Genomic DNA, 21,158 nt, shown 5'->3' with positions numbered 1-21,158 from the left:
TCATAATCTTTAAACAGCGCCTTAAATCCTGAATTATTACCCGTATCAACTCTCCGTTGCCAACCAAGCACGTAAAACCTCTGCCACTGTCCACGCTTGGGCAATGCATCCCCGTGGAGTCATCGGGGCATCACCATCAAAAATTTCGCTGAGACTACCAACACCGTGCGCGTTGAGGTGATTAGCCATTGGTTCCAAAAATTGACGAGCCTGCTCAGGATTTTTGTAGACGCGAAGGTGTGCTAAGACAAACGGCCCCAATAACCAACCCCAAACTGTCCCTTGGTGGTAAGCTCCATCACGTTGATACTGATTACCACCGTATTTACCCTGGTATTGTGGATGTTCGGGGGCAAGCGATCGCAACCCATGAGAAGTCAGCAGCGTTCGCCCACAAGCTTCCACTACACCCCTTTGCTGGGCAGGTGTGAGCGGACTTTCTGGTAATGACACAGCAAATATTTGGTTAGGTCGCAACAACGCATCATCACCATCAGGACTGTCTAAAACGTCATAGCAATAACCTGTCTCGTCATTCCAGAAGCGAGAAAATCTATACTTTGCCCGGTCTGCCATTGCCTCATACTCTTGGTGTGGTTTACCAAGTTGACGGGCAAACTTTGCCATTGTCCGTAAAGCATTATACCAGAGGGCATTAACTTCAATCGGTTTGCCAATTCGGGGCGTAACTACCCAATCGTCAACTTTGGCATCCATCCAGGTGAGTTGTACACCAGCAACGCCTGCATAAAGTAAGCCATCGGCGGCATCGAGGTGGATGTTGTAGCGTGTACCGCGACAGTGCCAATTAATGATGTCTGCAAGTATGGGAAAGAGTTCACCAAGCAAATTATCGTCTTCTGTAGCGCTGTAGTAGGCGCGGACTGCTTCAAAGTACCAGAGTGTAGCATCGACTGTATTATATTCTGGTTGCTCACCTGCATCGGGAAAGCGATTAGGTAACATTCCCTGGTCTACATATCTGGCAAAGGTGCGAAGAATTGAACGTGCTACCTCTGGGCGACCAGTGGAAATTGTCAAACCAGGTAGACTAATCATGGTGTCGCGTCCCCAGTCACTAAACCAGTGATAACCAGCAATGATGGTTTTACCGTAAGGGTCTTCTGGCAATGAGCGATCGACAAGAAACTGGTCAGCAGCTAGTACTAGGTGGTTGATCCAACTAGGGACTTCCTTAGTTTTGAGGGGTCGATTAGTTTTCCAAAATCCTGTTAACTTCTGCTCTTGAGCGCGACGTAACTTTAGTGCCGCTTCACCGTTGAGATTTGGTTGTTTTTCTGTACTGGCTACAAACGCGATCGCTTCCCCAGGATTCAGTGTAACTTCAAAAGTGGCGGCGTGAAGGTGGTCTTCTTTATCTTTCAATCCCCGATAGCGTTCAACTGCCAAGTCAAAGCCATGATACCAATTGTGGACAACAGATATACTAGCGCGTGAAATGCTGCGATCGCCTTTAGCTGAATCACTCAGTAGATATAGTGGTACAGCACCCGCATAAGCTGTTACACAAATCCCTTGTTCTACCTCCTCTACAGACATCTGCCAACCATTGCTTTGAGTGTCGCTGTGATAATCGCGGTAGTTGACTATTGCTTTGAGCGTCAGCTTTAGCGGTTGGGTGGCACGACGCAAAGTATACTGGACATAAGTTGTGTTCGCGCCTTGTTGCATCCACACCCGTTTTTCTAATAAGGCATCAGCAACGGCAAAACACCATACAGGAATTGTACCTTCTAAAGAAAAACGTTCAATATGCTGATAACCGTGCGGACTGACAATACCATCTGCCCAACGATTGGTGTCTAGAAAAAAAGAGCGGGTATCATACAATACAGTTTCATCTAGTTTTGCCAGCATTAAAGTACGACCCAGAGGTGGTTTCAATGCTGCTACCAATAGTCCGTGATAGCGGCGAGTCAATAAACCAGCCACAGTCCCAGAGGCGTAACCACCAATACCGTTAGTAACTAACCACTCTCGCGATTCTGCAATGTCAAGATTGCCACAAATTTCCCGCCCAAATTCTATAGACATAAGTCACGCCACTTTGCTTAAATTCAAAAGTAACAATCACCATCATGCTTTTCTCTCTGCGTTTTCTGTGCCTCTACGGTTTAAAAATAATTTATTGAACCACAGAGTCGCAGATAACACGGAGAAAAGAGGAATTATTGTCCAAAAATTTTACTCACTTTGAAAGGGCTAATCCTAACTTTTGTTAGATTGGAGATTGCTCCTCAGTTATTTGAGATTCACTCACTAGAGGATTAAGGACGACTTCATTAGCAACACTATCAGGCTTACGGGCACGAATATGCCGGACGCGTAGGCGTAGCCCGTCGTAGACATCGCCTATAACCTGCTCTTTCAGCTTTTTGGTGTTCGTAATCAATTAATCTGCCATAATATTCATACTTGCTTAAATTCATCGACAAGAAAATATGCTGGCGGATATTACCAAAACCTTTGCGGTTAAAAAACTTTAATGCTGAAGTATTGGTGGGGTCAGTGTCTACCAGCATAAACCGCGCCCCATCTTCAATCATCCGGGCGACGACTTTATCAACCAACTTGTCTGCAACTCCCCGACGCTGATACTTCGGGCTAACTCCCAGCCATAAAATATATCCATAAGTCCAGGATGCTTTGGTGATGATCGTTCCTAAAATGAATCCTGCTAATTCCCCATCTGTTTCGGCCACAAGACAGTATTCTGGATCGGTGTTGTAAAGTCCAATCACCTCCCATTCGTCCCAGGTGCGATATAAATAAGGATATAAATCGCTGGTAAATAACCCTTCTCCCAAGTGGTAAACGGGAGCAATGTCATCAATTCCTAATTCGTGTACATAAATTGCTTCAGTTTCATCAAAAGTTGACATAAATTTATAAATCGTGATTTATTTACATAGATATGTTGTTGAATGAAAAAAAAAGAGCATTTACCGAATCTAGCTCTTTTAATCAAAATGCTTTCGAGTTAAAAAAAGGACTTTACATTACTTTTTTATTTTCCACAAGACTCTACAGATATAGCAGTCCTAAATCATTTGTGAAATTATATATCTCTTTGTTCTTTCTTCCCTTTGCGTCCTTCTCTAACGAGACGCTGCGCGTTGGCGTCAGCCTCTCGTAGAGAAGGCGTTCTTGGCGGTTCGTTTCCTTATCTATATTTTTCACGACTCATTTAGGATTGCTATATAAGGAATCTGTTTTAGCAACAAAATCCTGCGGATCAAATCAAAGTGAGACTTCTTGAATACTGTCAAAATTTGGCAATGAGTCTTTCACTGCATCTTCAGTCGCTTGTATGCGTAGTTTACCGCCGTAGGCATCGCACCGTTTGGCAAACTGACAATAATCACAGTTTTTACTACCCTCCACCACTTGGGGAAACTGCTGGTTATTTTGGTAATTTTCCAACCAATTAGTTAACTGACTTAATAGTTGATTAAGTTTCTTTCCTGTTTGTGCGTGTTGAACAGTACTGTAATTAAATTTAATATTTTGCGGTTTGCCCTCAGATTGGACAAACCAATAAGTCATGGAAATCTTTTCTGGCAAATAGTCGCTAGTTTCTGCCAACACATACAGATAAAGCCGTGTTTGCCAGTTGGATTCTAACTTGCGTTTATTGGGTGGTTTAGGATAAGTTTTCCAGTCGAGAATTTGCGCTTGTTGGTTATCTGCAATCAATAAATCATATACAACTGTTAGCAAATAATCCTGAACTTGCAGAGTGCGGTAGTGTTCACTTTCACGGAAAGTTTGATTATCAGATGCAGCCGTTAAGATTTCTGGCGCTGCATCAGCAAAACCCAGCATCCAGCTTTGCAGTTGAGCATCTGCTTTCAGGAAACTATCAATTGGCAAACCCATTTCTCGTTGCTGCATTAGCAAGTGAAAACGACTACCCAAAGTTAGCCGTTCTTCTTGTTCTGGATTTGAGGGGGAATTGAGTTTTTCGAGATAGGTATGTTGAAATTTACGCGGACAAGCTTCTAGTAAGTTAAGTTGTCCTTGAGACAGTCGCAATAGTTGAGTGGGAGTTGACAGCATTCTTCTATTTTAGAAGTAAATTATAATCTGCAACTCACCTTTGGTAGACTATCTGTAAAAAACAGGTATTTTATGAAAAATTACGAAGCCTTTAGCTGACCTTCACTCAGCTAAAGGTTATTTATGCTCAGTATGAATCTTAGTCTTAACCCCAAGACTCATAGATCATGGCGATCGCAAATAGACAGACTAGGAAAATCGCTATCCTCGCAACCCATAACCATAGACTTGCGGATAAAAGCATCCCAACTATCGCATTTGCCCCAAAAGTGTGAGACACAACAAAGGCTATTCCCAGCCCCAGCAGCGCCAGCAGAAAATATTTGAGTCCTGTACAAAACCACCTGAAAAATAGATTATCGTTATCTTTTAGACTGGGTTTCATAGTTTTTTTCCTGTTTTGAAAGTTGAATCTAGGCAGCAGTTCGCGCTCCCCTGACCACACTAAAGAAACAGCGAATTTCCACAGCTTTGCTCCCACTAAATCAAGGTACACAACAGTCCTACTCCTGAGTGGAGTGGGAATACCAAAAAAGCTGGTCTTGATATTTGCAGATTATGAAAAATTAAGCTCTTTGATGAATTCGCAGGGCAATCTGGATATCAAAAACCAGGCGCTCAATGCGCGTAATCGCATAGAAGGCATACTACGCACATTGAACCCTCGAAATTCCTACAGGTAATTTGTATACAAATTGCCTTTTTCAGAATTTGCAGTTCCAGCCTTTGCCTTTATCTTTTGCTCACTAAGTTTTTTTAATTCACCCGTAACCTTACTAAGTCACCGTGGTTTCTACTGCTAAACTCACTATAAAGTAACTTAGTTACTTAGGTCAAGGTAAACTGTAGAGAAAATTATTTAAACAGCATAAGATACTACAAATCTCAATACGCTTGGGTTGATCGTAAGCGTTACCAACAAAGTCTCGATAATGTTGGGTTTCATTCCTCAAAAGCTACTTGCTTCTCCCAAGGGGAGACGCTGCGCGAACAACGGGGGGAACCCCCCTTCGGGTTCGGGAGTGACGCTCCTGCGTCGCTACCGCTAACGCTAACGCAATCGACGGGAACCGCCAAGACTGCGACTCCCTCACCGCAACGCAGTGGCTCCCCAACCTACGTTAGTATAATTTTTAGGCTTAACTGAACTGTATTGCGACAAATCTGGCTGAAGTCTCCAAATGAATCCTCACTTTTGGCAGTAAGGGACTTTCAAATAAAAAAATACTCAACTACCTATTGTGAGGTGAGCGTCTCACTTGTCCCTAACTAGCCCACAGGTAACTTATCTGGCTAGTATCCTGCGGTATCACAGAGAATGCTGACAATTGAACCTTAAGTACTTGGCTAAAAAAGCTCAATTTGATATGGTTAATCAACATATCAGATTGATATATCAGAATGCTGAAGTTGGCAGTATTAGGTTTATTACAGCGAGAGCCATTAAATGGTTATCGGCTCAAGCAGCAACTAGAGATGTTTATGAGTTGCAGTATTTGTGTCAACTATGGTGCGATTTATCCTCTTTTGAAGCGCATGGAAGAACAAGGTGAAGCGATCCTATGTGCAGAACAAGGAGAAGAAGGTGGACAGTGTGGAAAGGTATATGAGATTACACCCCTCGGCAAAACCACTTGGTATCAAGAGATGCTGGCATATCCTCATGAAAGCTGGGTGAATATGCGATCGCGATTCTTCATCAAATTTTTTTTCTTTAGTCATTTATTACCCGAAGAACGAGTCCAGTTAATTGAACATCGATTGATGTTATGTCAGTTACGCCTTGCAGAGAAAAAAGCACTTGAAGTTACTGATGATTTATATCAAGCAAAAGTGCAAAAGCGCGCAGTTGAAGTGATCAAATCAGAAATTGAGTGGCTAATTGAGCAACTCCAAACAGAACAACTTCAATTAGCTCAAACGTCAACCTCAGTCAGCTTTAACAGAAAAAACTTTTGAAGTATCCTAATTAACTATGTGGATCGTCAAAATTGCTTTACGTCTTCCGTATACATTCGCGATCGCTGCTTTGATGATTGCGATCCTGGGTGCAGTCACGATATTTAGTACACCAGTTGACATTTTTCCCGCAATTAACATTCCGGTTGTCAGCGTAGTTTGGACTTACACTGGTACCACATCAGAGGAAATGGCACAGCGAATCGTCACCATTAGCGAACGTGCTATGACAACAACCGTTGGTGACATCGAACACATTGAGTCTCAATCTTTAAGTGGTGTTAGCGTTGTCAAAGTTTTCTTCCAACCTAACGCCAATATCGCCTCAGCAGTTGCTCAAATTACCTCTGTCAGCCAAACAATTCTTCGCCCTTTGCCACCTGGGATCACACCGCCATTCATTATTCAATACAACGCTTCTTCGGTGCCGATTATCCAGATGAGTGTCAGTAGCAAAAGCTTACCGGAAGAAGCACTTTTCGACTATGCTACCAACTTCGTCCGCACCCAATTAGCAACAGTGCAAGGAGCGAGTATACCTCTGCCTTATGGTGGTAAACCTCGGCAAATTATGGTTGATATCGATCCCCAAGCGATGTTGGCTAATGGCGTTTCTGCTCAAGACGTGACTAATGCTGTCAGTGCCCAAAACCTGGTTTTGCCCGCAGGCGATATGAAAATAGGCGATCGCAACTTCGCCGTACAAATCAACAATAGTCCAAGTGTGGTGGAAGCCCTCAACGATTTGCCGATTAAGCAAATTAATGGTACTGTCATTTCCATTCGTGATGTCGCCCAGGTAAGAGATGGCTTTGGCGTGCAATCGAACATTGTACGTCAGAATGGCAGGCGATCGAGCTTACTTAGTATTTTGAAGAGTGGCAATGCCTCAACGATTGATGTGATCGAGCGGGTTAAAAAAACTTTGCCTCGCATCCAATCCACCTTACCCCCAGAACTGAATTTAGCGTTTTTGTTCGATCAATCTATATTTGTGAAAGCTTCGATTGAAGGTGTTCTCAAAGAAGGATTGATTGCAGCCTGTCTGACTGCGGTGATGATTTTGATTTTCCTGGGAAGTTGGCGCAGCACGGTAATTGTAGCCATATCGATTCCTCTGTCGATGCTAGTTTCAATTATTGTGATGAGTCGTTTGGGACAAACTTTCAATATCATGACCTTAGGTGGTTTGTCCTTAGCTGTTGGTATTCTTGTAGATGATGCCACAGTAGAAATTGAAAATATCCACCGAAATCTCGGACAAGGTAAACCCATCAAGCGAGCAATCTTAGATGGGGCGCAGCAAATCGCCACTCCAGCACTTGTAGCAACATTATGTATTTGTATTGTCTTTGTGCCGGTCGTGTTTCTCAGTGGAGTGGCAAAGTACCTATTTGTCCCCCTAGCGATGGCGGTAGTATTTGGGATGCTTGCTTCCTATGTGCTATCTCGGACTGTAGTCCCGACAATGGCAAGCTATCTTTTACCAGCTGAAGTAGACTGGCATAGAGAAAGCGAGGATCATAATGGTCATAGCGACAACCACCATACTGATTCGCCAGTTCAAAACAATAATGGTCGCGACAACCACCATAGTGATTCGCCAGTCCAAAACAATAATGGTCGCGACAATCACCACAGCCATTCTTCACTAGTCGAAATCCATGATAATCGCGACCACCATACTGATTCGCCAGTCCAAAACAATAATGGTCACGACAACCACCACCAAAAGTCAGAAGCAACAACGACAACTGCCAAATCTGTGAAGAAAGATTGGATATGGCGGCTACACGAAAAGTTTAACCGGCAATTTGAGAAACTTCGCAGTTGGTACTATAATCTCCTGACCTCAGCATTAAATCACCGCCGCATAGTCTTTGTGTTATTTGGTGCTTTTATCGTCAGTGCAGGAGTTTTGTTGCCATTCGTCGGTCAAGACTTTTTCCCTGAAGTCGATGGTGGTCAGTTTAGCCTTCATGTTCGAGCCTTACCTGGGACTCGTTTGGAAGAGACAGAAAGAATTGTCAGCCAAGTCGAAGGCGTTATCCGCCAGACTGTACCGAAAGAGAATCTCTCTCTAATTCTGGATAACATCGGCTTACCCACCAGTGGCATTAACCTTACTTATGGCTACAACGGTGCCACAATTGGATCGGCTGATGCTGATATTCTTGTGTCTTTAAAAGAATCTGGTGCAACTTTTTCTTACGTCAAGGAACTCCGCCAGAAATTGAAAGCGACATTTCCCAGCTACACTTTCTTTTTTGAGCCGGCTGATATCGTAACTCAAATTCTTAATTTCGGTTTGCCTGCTGCTGTTGACGTGCAAATATCTGGCCCTCTGAAAAACTCAAAGGGCAACTTTGAAATTGCCCAACAAATCGCCGCTCGGATGACGCGCATTCCTGGGGCTGTAGATGTACATCTTCAGCAAGTTGTCGATGCTCCCAAATTACGTCTTGATGTAGATCGCACCGAGGCTCAACAACTGGGTATGACCCAGCGTGATGTTGCCAATAGCGTTCTTACTTCCTTAAGTTCAAGCGGTCAAGCTGCAATTAACCAGTGGCTAGATCCCAAAAAAGGCGTGAGTTACACCCTTGCTGTACAAGTTCCTCAGTACAAACTTGACTCTATTGACAGCCTAAAAAATACGCCAGTTGGCAACGGTCAAACTGCACCTCAACTTTTGGGTAATTTGGCTAGTGTCAAACGCGACACAGTGATGCAAGTTGTGAATCATTACAACATTCAGCCAGTTTTCGATATCTACGCTAACTCCTCTGGCCGTGACCTTGGGGGAGTTGCCAGCGATGTAAATCGAATCATCGCTGATTATCAGAAAAAATTGCCTAAGGGAAGTCAGATTAATGTCCGTGGGCAAGTGCAAACGATGAACTCTTCCTTTCTGGGACTTGGTTTAGGACTTGTGTTTGCAATTGTGTTGGTTTACTGCTTAATGGTGGTGAACTTCCAATCTTGGCTCGATCCCCTGATTATTATGATGGCGCTGCCAAGTGCTTTAGCAGGGATCGTTTGGATGCTGTTTGTCACCCGCACCACTTTCAGCGTTCCTTCGTTAATGGGTGCAATTATGAGTATCGGTGTGGCGACATCCAACAGTATTTTAATGATCACTTTTGCTAATGACCAGCGTCAGGAAGGGGAAAATGCCTATAAAGCAGCTCTCGCGGCAGGCTATACAAGGTTGCGTCCTGTGTTGATGACTGCCTTAGCCATGCTCATCGGCATGGTGCCAATGTCTCTTGGTCTTGGTGAAGGTGGTGAACAGAATGCACCCTTGGGTCGCGCTGTAATTGGTGGCTTGTCAGCTGCAACAGTTGCTACTCTGATCTTTGTACCTGTGGTATATAGCATGTTACGGCGTCAACAACCTCGTCCTATCGATCAGGATGATGATGATTTAAATTTCTCAGATTCGCAGACAGCATATTCGTTGTCATCATCTCAAGGCAAGTCATAGCATATAAGAGCTACGGTGTACACATAAATCTCTTAAAGTTACTACGTAACGTAGGGTAGATTAATTTTTGCAAGTCAATGCAATTAAGGTGCAGGTCGATGCAATTAAAGTGTAGGTCAATGCAATTAAAGTGTAGGTCGATGCAATTAAAGTGCAAGTCGATGCAATTAAGGTGCAGGTCAATGCAATTAAAGTGCAAGTCGATGCAATTAAAGTGCAAGTCGATGCAATTAAAGTGCAGGTCAAAAACTTGTGTGTACACCGTAGGGGAAAGGGAAAAGGTCAAAGGGAAAGGCTTTTTTCTGAGCCGCTTTCCTCTTTACCTCTTACCCCTTATCCTACTTTTGCAAGAAGTTTAATAATGGTAATGACTCTAGCTGCTAAATTTCTGCTTTCTTAGATAATACAGGACAGTTTACCTATGGATTCTCAGCATCGTCCATCTCCTGATTCTGAACAACAAACGACTTCTAAAAAACACAGGCGCGGTATCGGTGCAATTGGTTGGGCTGTAATTGGTGCTGTTTTTTTTGGTGGCTTACTGGCCATAGGCATTCTACCCCGATTAAGCCAAAAGTCAGAATTACAAGCAGCAGTCAAAGAAGCAAGCACCCTACCCTCGATCAACGTAATCACTCCCCGTCGCGCTACTGGTGCTACCAAATTGGAACTACCTGGCAGTGTTGTAGCCCTGAATCAAACGACTATCTACGCTCGCAGTACTGGGTATTTAAAGCGGTGGTACGCAGATATTGGCGATCGCGTCCAAGCCGGTCAGTTGTTAGCAGAAATTGATTCACCAGACATAGATCAGCAAGTTTTGCAAGCGAAGGCAGAGGTAGCACAAGCACAAGCCAATGTATCTCAAACTCGTGCTAGTTTAGCTAAAAGCGTTTCTGATTTGAAGCAAGCCCAGGCTAATCTATTGATCGCACGTCAGAGTTGGCAGCGCTGGAGTGTTCTTGTCAAGCAAGGTGCAGTGCCTCAACAAGATGCAGATACAAGATATGCCACATATCAGGCTAATCTTGCCAACGTTGAGGCAGCAAAAAATACTATCAATTCTGACTCTGCTAACGTCAAAGCAGCACAAGCTAACGCCTACGCCATTCAAGCAAACTTCCAGCGTAATACTGTTTTGCAGTCTTATAAGAAAGTCACTGCTCCTTTTGCAGGAGTGATTACTGCACGTAATGTCAATACAGGTGTTTTAATTTCAGCAGGTAATGGCAACACCAGTAACAGTACCAGCAACACCAACACTAGCAATACCAGCCTTTATACTATTGCTGCTTATGATAATCTAAACGTAAATGTGAGTGTTCCCCAGAGTTTATCACAGTCACTTCAAACTGGACAAACAGCACAAATTACAGTCAGAGAGTTACCCCAACGAGTGTTTACGGGTAAAGTAATACGTACTAGCAACGCTATAGACCCAACTACTCGCACTTTACTGACACAATTAGAAGTGCAGAATTTAGACGCGACGCTGCGACCTGGGATGTATGCCAATGTCAGATTTGCGATTAACCGCACTAATCCTCCTTTTATCGTGCCAGATAGTGCCTTAGTCGTTAATGGCGGAGGTACGCAGGTAGCAACTGTAACCAAAGATCATACAGTGCATTATCAAAAAGTTGCCGTTGGGCGAGATTATGGTACTGAAGTAGAAATTACATCAGGTCTGACAGGAAATGAATCGTTGATTGCCACTCCTACGGTTGATGAGACAGAGGGTTTGCGCGTGCAGCCAGTTGCACAAAGAAAGTAGACTCAATGTATTTAAGGAATAAGAATTAAATAACATATCAATTTATGTCCTTGGCTTACCTCACCCTCAATCCCTCTCCTTATAAAGGAGAGGGAAGCTAGATACAAGATTAAGTTTTGCATTTTATTTAATTCACGTTCCTAAGTGAGGTACACTAACTCAACCGCGCGATCGCGCACCTTGTCAGAGAAAAAACGACAAAGCCCCAACAAAGCATTCCCACAGCAAATGTTTACCCTGAAATATTGAGGGGATACAAGATTGGCAGTAATGTTATCTCACTATGTGAGATAACATTGGTTTGTAATCTGTCTTTGTGTGAGTATGAGTGTCATTCCCGAAAACGTTCTTTTGGCTTTTGCCGAAAAACTGTGCTTGTCTAACAGCGAGATCGAAGTGTTTTTATATGCTGTTGAGGGACAATCACCAAATGCGATCGCTAAAAAATTGGCAATCAGCGCCGAGGCAGTACGCAAAAGATTAAGCGAAGTTTACAAGAAATTTAATGTTACTGGTAGCGGCCCAGGTAAGCTCACTAAGTTACAGCAAGTTATAGAATCTGAGTATCAAGCATCTTTGCTGAATATTACCCAAAATCGCCAAGATTGGGGTGAAGCGCCTGGTGTCTGCGTTTTTTATGGACGTGTAGCAGAATTGTCTGGGCTAAGGCAGTGGCTAATCGAGGATAACTGCCAACTAGTGGCAATATTGGGAATGGGCGGAATCGGCAAAACTGCTTTATCTGTGAAACTGGCAAAGGAAGTTCAGGAGAATTTTGAATATTTGATTTGGCGAAGTCTCCGCAATGCGCCACCTGTTGCAGAGATGTTAGCGAACCTAATCGGATTTTTATCTGATGAGAGGGAAACAGATTTGCCAGAAACCGTAGATGGTAGAGTAACGCTGCTGATTAATTATTTACGAGAGCGTCGTTGTCTGGTGGTATTTGATAATACAGAGACAATTTTACAAGAAGGCGATCGCGCTGGACAATATAGACAAGAATATGAAGATTATGGTCAACTACTTAGGCGGGTAGGGGAAGAAGCACATCAAAGCTGTTTGGTGCTGACATCTCGCGAAAAACCAAAAGAATTTGCGCCTTTAGAGGGAAAAGCATCACCAGTCAGAACATTATCATTAGTTGGCTTAGGAGAAATAGAAGGGCAAGAAATTCTCCAAGATAAAGGGTTATTTGGCTCACAACAGGAATGGGCCAAGCTAGTTGAGAAGTATTCAGGCAATCCTTTAGCATTAAAGCTAGTTTCTGAGCCAATTCGGGAGTTATTTGATGGTGATATCGCTGCTTTTCTGACTGAAGGAGAAATAATTTTTGGCGACACCCGGAATTTACTAGACCAGCAATTTGAGCGGTTGTCAGAGATCGAAAAAGAAATAATTTATTGGCTAGCAATCAAGCGCGAGTTAGTTTCTCTCGACGAATTGCTAAACGCTCTTGTGCGTACCTTGCCCAAAAGGGAAGTCATGGAGGCGCTAGAATCACTACGGAGGCGATCGCTAATTGAACAAAGAACAGCACTTTTTACCCTCCAGTCTGTGGTCATGGAATACATGACTGACCAACTGATTGAACAGGTTTGTCACGAAATTACCACTTGTAATATTAGACTATTTACGAGCCATGCTTTAATGGAAGCTACGGCCAAAGATTATATTAGAAACACTCAGATTACCCTAATTATCAAACCAATTATAGATAGGTTATCAACTATTTTTAGATATGCTAGAAATATTGAACATCATCTATATCAAATTTTATTGTCCCTGCAACAGATTCCCCAAACAGCAGGATATGCAGGTGGAAATCTGTTAAATATTCTTTGTCAACTACAAATTGATTTTAGCGGCTATGACTTTTCTCATCTGACTATTTGGCAAGCATATTTACAAGGTGTGAATTTGCATCGAGTAAATTTTACCAATGCTGATTTAGCTAAGTCCGTTTTTTCCGAAACATTAGTTAGTGTTTCCTCAGTAGCATTTAGCCCCAATGGAAAACTTTTGGCTACGGGTGATGCTGATGGCAAGACTTACTTGTGGCAAGTTGATGATGGAAAGCTACTTTTGAGCTGTACTGGACATAGTAGTTGGGTAAAATCAGTTGCCTTCAGTCCCGATGGTCAAACTTTGGCTAGTGGCAGTGATGACCAAACAGTGAAGTTATGGGATGTTCATGACGGTAATTGCCTCAAAACCTTGGACGGACATAGCAATTGGGTAAGGTCAGTTGCCTTTAGCCCGGATGGTCAAACTTTAGCTAGTGGCAGTGAAGACCAAACAGTGAAGTTATGGAATGTCCACACCGGCAAATGTCTGATAACTTTGCAGGAGAATACCAATCGAATTATGTCAGTTGCCTTCAGTCCCGATGGTCAAATTTTAGCTAGTTGCAGTGAAAAGCAAACAGTGAAGTTATGGGATGTCCGCAATGGGAAATGCCTGAAAATCTTGCAGGGGCATAGCAGTTGGGTAAGGTCAGTTGCTTTTAGTCCCGATGGTCAAACTTTAGCTACTGGCAGTGACGACCAAACTGTGAAATTATGGGATGTTCGTGATGCTAAATGTCTGAAAACCTTAGAGGGGCATACTAATCGGGTTTGGTCGATTGCCTTCAGTCCCGATGGTCAAACTTTAGCTAGCGGTGGTGACGACCCAACAGTGAAATTATGGGATCTTCGTGATGGTAAATGTCTGAAAACGTTTCAGGGACATACCAATCGAGTAAGGTCAGTTGCTTTCAGTCCCGATGGTCAAACTTTAGCTAGTGGTAGTGAAAACCAAACAGTTAAATTATGGAATGTCCAGGATGGTAAGTCCTTGACAACCTTGCAGGGAAATAGCAATCGAGTAAGGTCAGTTGCCTTCAGTCCCGATGGTCAAATTTTAGCTAGCGGCAGTGAAAAGCAAACAGTGAAATTATCGGATGTCCGTAACGATAAGTTTCTCAAAATTTTGGAGGGACATAACAGTTGGGTACGTTCGATTGCCTTCAGTCCTGATGGTGAAATTTTAGCTAGCGGCAGCGAAAAACAAACAATTAAATTATGGGATGTTCACACAGGGCAATGCTTGAAAAAATTGCAGGAACATACCAATCGAATTAGGTCAGTTGCTTTTAGTCCCAATGGTGAAATTTTAGCTAGCGGTAGTGATGACCAAACAGTGAAATTATGGGATGTCTACACCGGAAAATGTCTCCAAACCTTGAAAGGGCATACCAGTTGGGTAAGATCGGTTGCCTTTAGTCACGATGGTCAAACTTTAGCTAGTGGTAGTGAAAACCAAAGAGTCAGGTTATGGAATATTTATACAGGAGAATGTCTCCATATTTTGGAGGGACACAGCAATCGGATCAGGTCAGTTACTTTCAGCCCAGATGGTCAGACTTTAGCTAGTGGCAGTGATGACCAAACAGTAAAGTTATGGGATGTTTACATGGGCAAGTGCTTGACAACCTTGCAAGAACATACTAATCGAGTCTGGTCAGTTGCCTTTAGTCCCGATGGTCAAATTTTAGCTAGTGCCAGTGAAGACCAAACGATAAAATTATGGGATGTCTATAATGGCAAGTGCCTGAAAACTTTGCAGGGGGCTAATTGGGTAAAGTCAGTTGCCTTTAGTCTTGATGGTCAAACCCTGATTAGTGGTAGCCAAGATGAGACAATTAAGCTTTGGGATGTATCGACGGGTGAGTGCCTAAGAATACTGCGATCGCCACGACCTTACGAAAAAATGAATATCACCGGGGTTACAGGGTTAACCGCAGCGCAGTTAGTGACGCTAAAAGCTTTAGGGGCAGTGGAAAATGGAGAGCAAAAATAAAAGGTAAAAGAATGAATTTTGCCTTTTTCCTTCATCCTTTTACCTTTTTTATGTACCTGATGCTTATTTAATGTTAGCCCTTGCGTCCTTCACTGCGGCAAAGAAAAATAATCCTGTGAGTGGAATGCTTAATACCAGGATAATTGCCGTGGCTGTGACACCAAAATCTGGTTGTCCGTAACCGAGTTCAAAAATCGAGCCGACGGCGGCGATCGCACTTACACAAGAACCACCCAGAAATAAACTGCTTTTTGGAGTTAAATACACTATTGCCCCCCTATGCTATTGGTTTCACCGCTTGATACGAGAAGCCATTCTTAGATAGCTCCTGGGCTAAAGTCAAGGAGTTTTCTACACGGTCTACAAATACCACGCCGTTAAGGTGATCCATTTCGTGCTGAATGCAGCGTCCCAAGAGGTCATTAGCCTTTAATGTCCGGGGACGACCGTATTCGTCTTTATAGGCAATTTCTACGACTTCGGGGCGCTTTACGTCTAGATATACGTTGGGAATGCTCAAGCATCCTTCTTGGGCAACAGAGATATCGCGGCTGACTTGTTTAATGGTGGGGTTAATCAACACTAAAGGCTGATTAGCTGCGTTCTCTGGTTCCAGGTCGATAACAATTAATTGTTTGTGAATTCCCACTTGGGGCGCAGCCAAACCAATGCCATCTTTGCTGTACATAGTTTGCAGCATTTCGCGCACTATTTGGCGAAGTTCGTCATCAACCTTAGAAATCCGTTTTGCAGCTTGACGCAGCACGCGATCGCCTAAATAATGAAGCTCCAAAGGTGGATTTTTTAACTTTTTTTTCTCGACAGCAATTTCAGAGGGCATGAGTCTCGATGGCTAGATGGTGCAAATTCCTACTATTTTCATTCTATCAATCTCAGTTAGAGGATGTTTAAAAAGTCCTAGAGTATACCAAATAACCCAGCTGCCATTCCTCTGTTTGCTTGCCTAACGGCAGGCTGATGCCAAGGGGGAGAGGCTGTCAAACCCTTATTTCATTGTCAGGAAGGCTTGCTAAGGGGGTTACGTTGTTAGCAATAATACTTTTAAACATCCTCTTAGACGTAGTATCAATCTCCAAAATAATTCTTGTGAAGTCACGTTGCATATACTTGGAGTGATAATATTATCGAGGCTGAGGTTATTAAACAGTACTTTTAAAGCTTCTGAGCCTCACCGAATGTGAAATCGATTATAAGTCGTTCGCTAGCCTATTTTGTATTCACATCTGATTGCAACTAGGATTTCTATACAATTTTTCTTGGTAAAAATATTTATCCAATCTATTTTTTATTGGTAGAAACCTATGTTTAACAATATTTTCTGGCATCCTCACCACATTCATTGACTAAATATAATAAACACTTAAAACGAAGAACAACTATCTGTTCATAGAGAGGATTCAATTTACATAAAGGTGGAATCTGAAGCAGAGTCCGACCGAAAACTTTAACTGTTCTTTCAAAAGGGCAATTGGAAGGAATTATTTTGCACAATAGTCTGGCCAGATTATAATTATGTATTTCTACGGACTCAAGCTGAGAGCGAATCTGGTTTAATAAGGTATTGCCCAAATTGGCTTTATTTAAGAAGCTCATAGTTTAACTTTCCTTTAATCAATCTGTTGCTCCTACCAAATTACTCCGAACTTCAGAGAAAAACATCGTATAATTACCAAACTATTTCCCCCCTTTTTGGAAGTCAAGTTTAAAGAACAGTAAAATTGCTTAGGAAGCAGAACAGCTAGTACCGCAAGGCGGAAGTCAAAAGTCAAAAGTCAAAAGTCAAAAGTATTATTGAATAAGCTCTTTAGGGATTTTAAATGGTTGCTCTATTTACGCTGTGGCGGACTAGTCAATTATTATCAATAACTGTTAAAAGCAATAATGAATCTGTGGGAAATGGTATAAAGATTAGGGAAATGGTCGAGACAGCAGGAGGACAAAGGAAGGTAGTAGCAATGGATAAAAGCTGATGTATTGGCAAACTTTGCACCATTGACTATAAATAGTAGTGTTATTGACGCAAAGACGCAAAAGCTGAACTTAGTGCCTTGGCGTTAAGTTCAAATTTTGAGGTGATGTGTGTTTAAATCTTTCACGAAACTTGACTATCTGCTCAAAGAAACTTTCCTCGGTTTACTGCGGGGAGGTTGGATGAATTGGGCAGCTGTAAGTACTGTAACAGTGTTATTGTTTTTATTTGGCTTGAGTTTGCAAACCTCTTGGCAAGTTGAAAAACTCCTTTATCAGTTTGGTAGCCAGCTAGAAATATCAGTTTATCTTGAAGCAGATACGCAAATCGAAAGCATTGAGCCACGAATCGCAAAAATGCCAGAGGTAGCGGCGATAAAAACTATTACCAAAGAAGAAGCTTGGACTAAGTTAGTTAAGGAAATGAGAATTTCTGATATTGAGGGTGCTACCCAGCAGCTAGGTGAGAATCCTCTGGTTGATGAAATGAAGGTGAAAGCGCGTAATTCTCAAGTTGTGCCAACCTTAGCAACGCAGTTGGCTAAATTACCAGGAGTTGAGACGGTGCAGTATGTCGATGAAGCGGTTAAACGCATTGCCCAGTTGCACCGAGGTCTGAACTGGATTAGTTTAACAATTACGATTATTCTGACTTTAACAGCGATCGCAGTGACTACCACCACAATTAAGCTGATTGTCATGGCGCGTCGCCAGGAAATTGAAATTATGCAGCTAGTGGGAGCGACTTCTGTTTGGATTTACCTCCCGTTTATTTTACAAGGAATTGCCTTTGGTTTGGTTGGTGGTGCGATCGCCTGGAGTTTCATTTCTGTAATTCAACAGTTTCTCGGTAAGTTACTAGTCAATCAACCTGAGTTTATCCAAGTCATCACCAACAGAGTGCAACTCACTCCAGCAGAAATTTTATTATTGCCTCTGATTCTTTTGGGTTTCGGTGCAGGTGTAGGATTAATGGGGAGCTTATTTGCTGTCCGACGTTTTGCTAAAGGATAGTCATTGGTCATTTGTCCTTTGTCATTTGTCCTTTGAACTCGGAATTTCGACTTCTGAACTTGGAATTTTGACCTCTGAACTCGGAACTTCGACTTCTGAACTCGGAACTTTGACCTCTGAACTCGGAACTTTGACCTCTGAACTCGGAATTTTGACCTCTGAACTCGGAATTTCGACTTCTGAACTCGAAATTTTGACCTCTGAACTCGGAATTTCGACTTCTGAACTCGGAATTTCGACTTCTGAACTCGAAACTTCGACCTCTGAACTCGAAACTTCGACCTCTGAACTCGGAACTTCGACCTCTGAACTCAAAATTTTCAAAATTTTAAAAGAATAACTGAAGTTTTGCTTGAACGAATATGAAATTAAACCTACATATCAACTTATCAGGGCTAATCAAATGACAAATCACAAATGACCAATGACCAATAACCAATGACCAATCACAAATGACAAATGACAAAATCACTATGAAATCACAATGGGAATGTTTTTTGCAGAATCTCGGTGTTTGGGAAGGTTCATTTACAAATTTTTCTCCCCAAGGAACACTTTTGAATGATACTCCTAGTTGTCTTTCCCTAGAACATTTGAACACTAGCCAGAAAGTGCGGCTAACTCTGAGCCGTTCGGGACAAGATATAATCAGAGAATTTAATTCTGTGGGAGGGGGTCTGCTGTTTTTTGAAAATGGTTCATTTTCTGAAGGTTTAATTCAGTTAGGGCCATTTTCCGAATTTGGTGGAGAACTCGCTTTTGTTCGTGAAAATCGGCGCTTGCGTCTGGTGCAACTGTTTGATAATACTGGTCAGCTAAAGGAATTAATTTTAATTCGAGAACATCTCGCTGGAACCCCAGCAGCAGAACGTCCAAGTTTGCAGATAAATGATTTGTTGGGAGAATGGCAAGGTCAAGCAGTAACAATATATCCAGATTGGCGATCGCCTGATACTTACTCTACAACCTTAAAATTACAACTTGATGATGCTGGGCGATTAATTCAAAGTACTTATTTTAGCAATCGCACTATTACCTCAACTGCTACCATCAAAGGCCCGATTGTTCTCTTTGACCAAAACCCAGAAAAGCAGGTGCAAGTATTATTTTTACCAGATGGCGCTTCTGCAACATCACCTGTCAAAGTGCAGTTACGCCAACCATTTTTTATAGAAGCGGGTTGGTTAATCCAACCAAACCTTCGCCAAAGGATGATTCGCAGCTATAACGAGAAAGGCGAATGGGTTAGTTTGACATTAGTTACTGAAGAAAGAAAGCTTTGATATCATGTCCGCTTGATTAGTTATCAAATCTTTAACTGTTGTCAAAATGTGGGTAATGACAAAGCTTTATTTATGTATATTCAAATAGCTGTAGTTGCGATCGCAGTCATCTTAATAGCTGGAGAAAATCTAGAAGCCGTTGCAGACTCGCAATCTTCTACTGAAGATAGCACTAGTATTGTGGCAACAAAACCGACATTACAGATAGAGGGAGAGTATGCAAAATATGGTGATTATATTGGATTAACTCCAGTCGATAACCAGTCTGTCGAGTTTTCCCAAAGAATTATCAAAGATATCCAGATTCGTTTTGTTAATAACAAAGATCAATTACTCGATGAAAAAGGTCAGCCGATCAAAGGACGAACTCGAAAAGATTTCATCATTGGTCTGCTGAAACTTAAACCTGGTCAGGTATTCCGTGAAGATTTACTAAAAGCAGACTTGCAACGATTGCGGAGATTAGAATCATTTAATGAAGTCAATGTTTACCGACAAGAAGATGCCAATAGTGTTAATCTCATTTATGAAATCAAAGAGCGTAACTTCCCTTCTCTAATTTTAGGAGGCGGTAGTAACGAAGATGTTGGATTATTCGGTCGGGTGGGTTATAAAGATGAAAATATCAGCGGTCTTAACGATAAATTAGATACAACTGTGCAAATCAGCGGTAAAGATGTCCAATTTAATGGTCAGTTCATTAGTCGTTATCGTCCTGAAGAACCAAACCGCTTAGGCTACAGCATCAGAGCTTTTCGTAGTCGTAATATATCAGGAACTTTCAACGACGATATCAGATTGTCTGACGGTGACAAAGTACGTGAGGGAAGGTTTGGCGGTTCTGTAGGAGTTTTAAAATCTTTTGATGAGTGGGATGCAGGTATAAGCTTGAATTATACCAGAATTAGCTTGCGCGATCGCGAATATAATGTCGCACAGGTCGATAGATTAGGGAGTCCTTTATCTGTGAGCGGTACTGGCATTGATGACTTATTTACAGTAGGGCTTGCTATATCCAGAGATCAACGCGATCGCCGAGAAAATCCGACTCAAGGATCAATCCTCACTTTCAGCACAGAACAAGCAATTCCGATTGGACTGGGCAATATTTCTAGCAACCGCCTACAGGGAGATTATATTCAGTATTTACCAGTCAGTTGGATAGGTAATGGTAGACCAACTGACAATCCAGAAATGTTGGCGATTAATTTACAAATTGGTACGACTCTTGGAAACTTTCCACCAGCTAATGCTTTTAATATTGGTGGGCTAAATTCTGTCAGGGGTTACGGTTATGGGAAAGTCGCCAGTGGTCGAAGTTATGGTTTAGCTTCTGTGGAATATCGTTTCCCAATTTTTTACTCAATCGGAGGAGTTCTTTTTACTGACTTCGCCTCAGATTTCGGGTCTAGCGAAACCGTGCTAGGAGAACCAGGAGTGCTACGAGATAAACCTGGAAGTGGCTTTGGTTACGGCTTAGGATTGCGCGTCAAGTCATCCTTTGGGCTAATTCGAGGTGACTTAGGAATTAGCGATCGAGGAGAACTTAGATTTGAAGTTACTACAGGTCAGCGATTTTAACAGGTGGCAAAAAAGCCCTAGTACCGCTGCGCGGAAGTCAAAAGTCAAAAGTCAAAAGTCAAAAAGCTCGAATTTCGCAGCTTTGAGCGATTTGGAATGGGTAGTTTATTTTTGCCGATGTGTACTAGAAAACTACTGAAGATTGCTT

15 protein-coding genes and 1 pseudogene are annotated in these 21,158 nt (G+C 42.4%); 8 read left to right on the top strand and 8 right to left on the bottom strand.

Annotation, left to right across the window (positions count from 1 at the left end):
• Positions 1-45: 45 nt before the first annotated feature.
• The 4 genes and pseudogenes from NLP_RS25010 to NLP_RS24995 form a co-directional block, all read right to left on the bottom strand.
• Positions 46-2,055, bottom strand: a complete 2,010-nt coding sequence (locus NLP_RS25010; RefSeq protein ID WP_104908681.1) for an amylo-alpha-1,6-glucosidase — start codon at positions 2,053-2,055, stop codon at positions 46-48.
• A gap of 184 nt (positions 2,056-2,239) precedes the next feature.
• Positions 2,240-2,903, bottom strand: a pseudogene (locus NLP_RS25005) (GNAT family N-acetyltransferase).
• A 358-nt stretch (positions 2,904-3,261) separates the two neighbouring features.
• Positions 3,262-4,080: a PD-(D/E)XK nuclease family protein gene (locus NLP_RS25000; RefSeq protein WP_104908680.1), complete on the bottom strand. Its 819-nt coding sequence runs from the start codon at positions 4,078-4,080 to the stop codon at positions 3,262-3,264.
• 145 nt (positions 4,081-4,225) lie between these two features.
• The gene (locus NLP_RS24995; protein WP_104910030.1) at positions 4,226-4,465 is read right to left on the bottom strand and encodes a hypothetical protein; all 240 of its coding nucleotides are present in this window, start codon (positions 4,463-4,465) and stop codon (positions 4,226-4,228) included.
• Positions 4,466-5,481: 1,016 nt separating this feature from the next.
• Between NLP_RS24995 and NLP_RS24990 the strand changes: the two genes are divergently transcribed.
• From NLP_RS24990 to NLP_RS24970, 5 genes are all read left to right on the top strand, one after another.
• Positions 5,482-6,039 (top strand): PadR family transcriptional regulator, encoded by a 558-nt coding sequence (locus tag NLP_RS24990; RefSeq protein WP_104908679.1) that lies wholly within the window; start codon positions 5,482-5,484, stop codon positions 6,037-6,039.
• A gap of 16 nt (positions 6,040-6,055) precedes the next feature.
• Complete coding sequence (locus tag NLP_RS34355) at positions 6,056-9,526, top strand: efflux RND transporter permease subunit (protein ID WP_199784685.1); 3,471 nt, start codon at positions 6,056-6,058, stop codon at positions 9,524-9,526.
• A gap of 151 nt (positions 9,527-9,677) precedes the next feature.
• On the top strand, positions 9,678-9,926 hold the full coding sequence (locus tag NLP_RS24980) for a hypothetical protein (protein ID WP_104908678.1): 249 nt from the start codon (positions 9,678-9,680) through the stop codon (positions 9,924-9,926).
• Between the two features lie 21 nt (positions 9,927-9,947).
• Positions 9,948-11,300 (top strand): efflux RND transporter periplasmic adaptor subunit, encoded by a 1,353-nt coding sequence (locus NLP_RS24975; protein WP_104908677.1) that lies wholly within the window; start codon positions 9,948-9,950, stop codon positions 11,298-11,300.
• A 324-nt stretch (positions 11,301-11,624) separates the two neighbouring features.
• Entirely contained in the window at positions 11,625-15,143 is a 3,519-nt protein-coding gene (locus tag NLP_RS24970; RefSeq protein WP_104908676.1) for an NB-ARC domain-containing protein, read from the top strand.
• Between the two features lie 63 nt (positions 15,144-15,206).
• Here NLP_RS24970 and NLP_RS24965 read toward each other — a convergent pair whose 3' ends face one another.
• The 3 genes from NLP_RS24965 to NLP_RS24955 form a co-directional block, all read right to left on the bottom strand.
• The gene (locus NLP_RS24965) at positions 15,207-15,410 is read right to left on the bottom strand and encodes a hypothetical protein (protein ID WP_104908675.1); all 204 of its coding nucleotides are present in this window, start codon (positions 15,408-15,410) and stop codon (positions 15,207-15,209) included.
• A gap of 10 nt (positions 15,411-15,420) precedes the next feature.
• Complete coding sequence (gene def / locus NLP_RS24960) at positions 15,421-15,984, bottom strand: peptide deformylase (RefSeq protein ID WP_104908674.1); 564 nt, start codon at positions 15,982-15,984, stop codon at positions 15,421-15,423.
• Positions 15,985-16,469: 485 nt separating this feature from the next.
• Positions 16,470-16,757: a Mo-dependent nitrogenase C-terminal domain-containing protein gene (locus NLP_RS24955; protein WP_104908673.1), complete on the bottom strand. Its 288-nt coding sequence runs from the start codon at positions 16,755-16,757 to the stop codon at positions 16,470-16,472.
• A gap of 486 nt (positions 16,758-17,243) precedes the next feature.
• Here NLP_RS24955 and NLP_RS24950 point away from each other — a divergent pair, with 486 nt between their 5' ends.
• On the top strand, positions 17,244-18,146 hold the full coding sequence (locus NLP_RS24950; protein WP_104908672.1) for a cell division protein FtsX: 903 nt from the start codon (positions 17,244-17,246) through the stop codon (positions 18,144-18,146).
• Between the two features lie 21 nt (positions 18,147-18,167).
• Here the strand turns inward: NLP_RS24950 and NLP_RS33560 are convergent, their stop codons facing one another.
• Positions 18,168-18,461 (bottom strand): hypothetical protein, encoded by a 294-nt coding sequence (locus NLP_RS33560; protein ID WP_158680522.1) that lies wholly within the window; start codon positions 18,459-18,461, stop codon positions 18,168-18,170.
• A gap of 158 nt (positions 18,462-18,619) precedes the next feature.
• Between NLP_RS33560 and NLP_RS24940 the strand changes: the two genes are divergently transcribed.
• Positions 18,620-19,429, top strand: a complete 810-nt coding sequence (locus tag NLP_RS24940; protein WP_104910028.1) for a DUF3598 family protein — start codon at positions 18,620-18,622, stop codon at positions 19,427-19,429.
• 72 nt (positions 19,430-19,501) lie between these two features.
• Positions 19,502-21,010: a BamA/TamA family outer membrane protein gene (locus tag NLP_RS24935; RefSeq protein ID WP_104908670.1), complete on the top strand. Its 1,509-nt coding sequence runs from the start codon at positions 19,502-19,504 to the stop codon at positions 21,008-21,010.
• Positions 21,011-21,158 lie beyond the last annotated feature (148 nt).

Origin of the sequence: Nostoc sp. 'Lobaria pulmonaria (5183) cyanobiont' (assembly GCF_002949795.1) — a bacterium.
Lineage (GTDB): Bacteria > Cyanobacteriota > Cyanobacteriia > Cyanobacteriales > Nostocaceae > Nostoc.
The sequence above is the reverse complement of the archived record's forward strand: the minus strand, read 5'-3'. Positions and strand labels throughout refer to the sequence as shown.